General features: G+C 45.9%; 4 protein-coding genes. All 4 read left to right on the top strand.

The window, feature by feature from the left end; genetic code table 11:
- Positions 1–88 precede the first annotated feature (88 nt).
- Positions 89–745 (top strand): choice-of-anchor Y domain-containing protein, encoded by a 657-nt coding sequence (locus QUA33_RS27595; RefSeq protein ID WP_333152887.1) that lies wholly within the window; start codon positions 89–91, stop codon positions 743–745.
- A gap of 197 nt (positions 746–942) precedes the next feature.
- Positions 943–1,803 carry a Calx-beta domain-containing protein gene (locus tag QUA33_RS27590; RefSeq protein ID WP_333152889.1) on the top strand — a complete coding sequence of 287 codons (861 nt, stop codon included), beginning with the start codon at positions 943–945 and terminating at the stop codon, positions 1,801–1,803.
- Between the two features lie 23 nt (positions 1,804–1,826).
- Entirely contained in the window at positions 1,827–2,876 is a 1,050-nt protein-coding gene (locus tag QUA33_RS27585) for a calcium-binding protein (protein ID WP_333152885.1), read from the top strand.
- 90 nt (positions 2,877–2,966) lie between these two features.
- Complete coding sequence (locus QUA33_RS27580; RefSeq protein ID WP_333152883.1) at positions 2,967–4,190, top strand: ISAzo13 family transposase; 1,224 nt, start codon at positions 2,967–2,969, stop codon at positions 4,188–4,190.
- Positions 4,191–4,818: the final 628 nt, after the last annotated feature.

Raw genomic sequence — 4,818 nt, 5'->3', positions numbered from 1 at the left:
AAATACATAAATATAATTGCACGGAAAAAATTAATTAGGATTGCTCTAGGTCTAGAAAATCATTTAGGATTGCTATACAGGCTTTAGCTTGTCTTTTAATCTCCAAATTATCTCGGAATCCCGCACTAATCAAAATCGGGCGGGTTTTAGCATTGTTGCCGTTACTAGCGATCGCAAAGCCATTGAAATCGGTTTCCAGCAGTTATCTGCAACTTCTGGCAATATCTTTGCACAAGGCGACGGCATAACTCCCAACCCAGGCGGACAAACCAAAGGCTTATTTGTTGCAGCAGAGAATGTTCCTTATAACACCAATATTGCTACTAACTACACTCTCAGAGTTCAAGGTGACAATTACTTTCTTTCCGATGGCAGCGATATCATACTAACCGGCCCGCTGCGCGATTATTCAGGATTTAGCGACCAGACCGATCCTTACGAAACTACTAATTTTCTATTCCTCGGTGATGACACAACCTCAGCCCAAGCTAACATCAACCTGACGCGGGTTTCCCTGGAAACGCCTGCGAAAGTTCGCTTTGTACCGAACCCAGACTATTACACTACCCCTGGAAGCGAACCAACAATTACTTTTCGGGCGTGGGATGGAAGTAACGGAGTGGGTAACGGTACTGCGGGCGTCAATGCTTCAGTTACTGGTGGAACAACGCCGTTTAGCACTAATAGTTTAACAAGTTCGATCGCAGTTAATCCTGTCAACGATGCACCTTGGTTTGTCAAATGAGGCGATCGCACTCTCAGCAGCAATTCGGGGCCACAAACCATCCCCGGATGGGCGGCTGCGATTTCTCCAGGCCCGGCCAACGAATCGGGACAAACTCTGGCTTTTGAAGTGGTAGGGAATGATAATGCTGCTTTGTTTAGTGTACCACCGGCGATCGACTCGGTGGGGACGCTAACCTTTACACCGGTGCCGGGGCGATCGGCAGTGCTAATATCACTCTAAACCTGAGAGATAATGGCGGTATAGAGAACGAAGGGCTCGATACTTCTGACACCCAAGCGTTCATTATTAATCTCACCAATCCAGGCACATTTAACTTCAGTAACGCCAATTACAGCGTTAATGAAAACGATCAATTTGCCACAATTACTGTTACTCGTACTGATGCTACTAATGTGGCTGCTGTCAGTTACACTACAAGTAATGGCACTGCTAATGCTGGCAGCGATTATAACCAGATATCGGGAACATTAAGTTTTGGCATTGGCGAAACCACTCAAAGTTTCACGATTCCAATTGTTGATGATTTGGTAATAGAAGAGGATGAAACTGTTAATGTAACTCTGAATAATCCCACTAACGGAGCCGATTTAGGAGCGATTTCTAGTGCTATTTTGACTATTGTAGATACAACTCCGACTCCGACTCCGACACCTGCGGAAACTCCGACGCCAATTCCGACTCCGACACCTGCGGAAACTCCGACGCCAATTCCGACTCCGACACCTGGGGAAACTCCAATTCCCACACCGACGCCAATTCCGACTCCGACACCTGGGGAAACTCCAATTCCCACACCGACGCCGACGCCTGGGGAAACTCCAATTCCCACACCGACGCCGACGCCTGGGGAAACTCCAATTCCCACACCGACGCCAATTCCGACTCCGACACCTGGGGAAACTCCGACGCCTGGGAAAACTCCGACACCAATTCCGACACCGACACCTGGGGAAACTCCAATTCCGACGGCTAAAACTGGTGAAACGCCGATCGCCAATCAGAATTCGATCGCCCCAACCACATCTCCAACAGCCGAAACCCTACACCTGCGCTAATTCCTGCTGCTTCGGAAGACTGTATGTGCGATCGAATAACTTTACCCGATCGCACTTCCATTCCCGGCCCGAATATCCCTGAAAATACTCTCAACGGTACTGACGGTAAAGATACTCTAACCGGCAGCGATATTAATGACATCATCAACGGTTTCAACGGCAGCGACTTGCTAAATGGCTTTCTCGGCAACGACAATATTTACGGTGGCATTGCTAGCCCAGTTAATGTTGGCGCGGATGTAGACAGCGACACCCTATTTGGCAACGAAAATAACGACTATCTCGTCGGCCACGCTGGGAATGACATCATTTATGCGGGTAAAGATCGTGATGTGGCGATCGCAGGCAAAGATAATGACGTAGTTTGGGGCGACAAAGGCAACGATACCCTACTTGGCGACGAAGGTAATGACAGTTTATTTGGTGGCATTTCTGATACGTCTGACGGTGACTTGACAGGAAAAGATTTGCTTTTTGGCAATAAGGGCAACGACGTTTTATACGGACAAGAAAGCGAAGATACTCTTGCTGGGGGCGAGGACAATGATACCTTACACGGCGGCAAAGATAACGATATAATTTGTGGCGATTTGGGAAATGATTTGCTATTTGGAGATTTGGGAAATGACAGCATCTGCGGTGTCGAGGGCGAGGATACGATTTTCGGAGATATTGACAATATCGCGGCGGATGCTAGCAGTCAACAAGATTATTTGTGCGGCGGCAGTGGCAATGATTTAATTTTTGGTAATCAAGATGCCGATCAATTGTGCGGCGGTGACGGTAGCGATACTCTGTACGGTGGTAAGGGTGATGATACTTTGATTGGAGGAATGGGCAACGACTGGTTGATGGGAGACTTCGGAAACGATACGCTGCAAGGGGGAAGCGGGCGCGATTACTTTTTCTTGACTGCGGGTGAAGGCCCCGATGTAATCACTGATTTTACGCAAGGTGAAGATTTATTAATTTTAACGGGAGGGTTAACAGTCGATCTACTCAGTATAGTTGAAGAAAACACTACAACTTTTATCAAAATTGCCAACACCAATCAAATCTTAGGAGTCATGTAAATATAAGTTGCGTAACTTGGCGCTCGCAGAAAGATGGGTTCCCATACATCTTATGCTTTTAGATGATCGAGGCGAATGGGGCTGGAAATTATGCTCAAACAGGACGCAATTATCAATATTCGAGATAAGTATCAGCAGATCAGTCCTTACTTAAACGAACAGACACGAAGAATTTGGGCAGCAACTGAAGCGTTAGGACTAGGCTACGGTGGAATTACTTCGGTGTCAGAGGCAACTGGATTGAGCCACAATACGATTAGATCAGGGCTAGGAGAATTGGCCGGGTCCAGTGACAGCCGAGTGCCAGCAGGGATGCTCCGTTCCAGAGGTGGTGGACGCAAAGCATTGACCCAAAAGGATGCCAGCCTCAAGCAAGATTTGGACTCCTTGGTGGAACCAACAAGTCGTGGTGACCCAGAATCACCCTTGCGGTGGAGTTGTAAAAGTGTCGTTAAACTAGCTTGGGAGCTACAGGCGATGGGACATCAGATTTGTAGCAAGACTGTTGCGACCTTACTCAAAGATATGGGCTACAGTTTACAAGGTAATCGGAAAACCCAAGAAGGAAAACATCACCCTGATCGAGATCGACAATTTGTGCACATCAACCGCAGAGTGCGAGAGTTTCAGATGATGTCAGCACCAGTCATCTCTGTCGATACGAAAAAGAAAGAATTAGTGGGTAACTTCAAAAATGCAGGGGTTGAGTGGGAACCAACGGCATCACCAACCGAGGTCAAAACCCATGACTTTATCGACCCAGAATTAGGAAAGGCGATTCCGTATGGAGTATATGACTTGCGCCACAATCAAGCTTGGGTCAGCATCGGGATCGACCACGACACAGCAGCATTTGCAGTTGAGACGATTCGTCAGTGGTGGCAAAATATGGGAAAACCCTTGTATCAACACAGTCAAGAGCTACTGATTACCGCCGACTGTGGCGGCAGTAATGGCTATCGTAGTCGGCTGTGGAAGCTAAAATTGCAGGAATTTGCGGATGAAACAGGATTAACCGTTCATGTGTGTCATTTTCCACCGGGAACTAGCAAGTGGAATCGTATTGAACATCGTTTATTTTGCCACATCACTCAAAACTGGCGCGGACGACCCTTGGAAAGCCTGATGATAATTGTCAATCTAATTAGTCATACTACCACCTTTGAAGGTTTACAGGTATCTGCTGAATTAGACAAAAATCACTATGAAATTGGAATTAAAGTGTCCGACGAAGATTTTAATGCGATTGAGATATCCAAGGACGTTTTTCATGGTGAGTGGAACTATCAAATTAGTCCTAGAACAATGAAATAGTTTATCAAGTTATTTTTACACGATTCCTTAGCTAGCCTCAAGGGTGTGCCAGCTAATCTCATCACTCAAGAGGATTTTACAGTAATTGGTTTCCCTGGTTTGTAGATAATATCGCATCCGGTTGTATCAGAATAATAACTAATAGGTCGTAATATTAAATGAACCGATTTTGTCCTGTCTGATGCGAAGGAAAGGAAAGAAGAAGAAGAAGCAGTCCTTCTTTGGCCCTTTAGCCTACAGAATTTGTAGATAAGACGACGGCTGAAACCGCGTCGTCTACACAAACTTTAATCTGCGAAAAATATTCGCTTTGACGAACGTCCTTCACGGACTAAAGAATTAATGGGATATCAAAGCCTGATTTGGTATTAGGTAAATAAATAACTGAAATCCTTACTACAAACCGCAGTCCTTGTAGGAACGACTTTTACCAATAATCTTTCCTTCCTATCGCTCTATGAGACACAACTTAAATCGTTCGTATAGCGTCGGCGAATAGTCCTATCACATTGATTTATCCTATCTACAATTGTAATTGCTCAACCCCCTTGACCTGGGGGGGTGACAAAAAGGTCTACGAGATAGACTGTATAAGGGTTGCGGCCCGCATACCTTGTTGATAAAAGCG

The sequence above is a fragment of the Microcoleus sp. Pol14D4 genome (genome assembly GCF_036701245.1).
In the GTDB taxonomy this organism is placed as follows: domain Bacteria; phylum Cyanobacteriota; class Cyanobacteriia; order Cyanobacteriales; family Microcoleaceae; genus Microcoleus.
The sequence above is the reverse complement of the archived record's forward strand: the minus strand, read 5'-3'. Positions and strand labels throughout refer to the sequence as shown.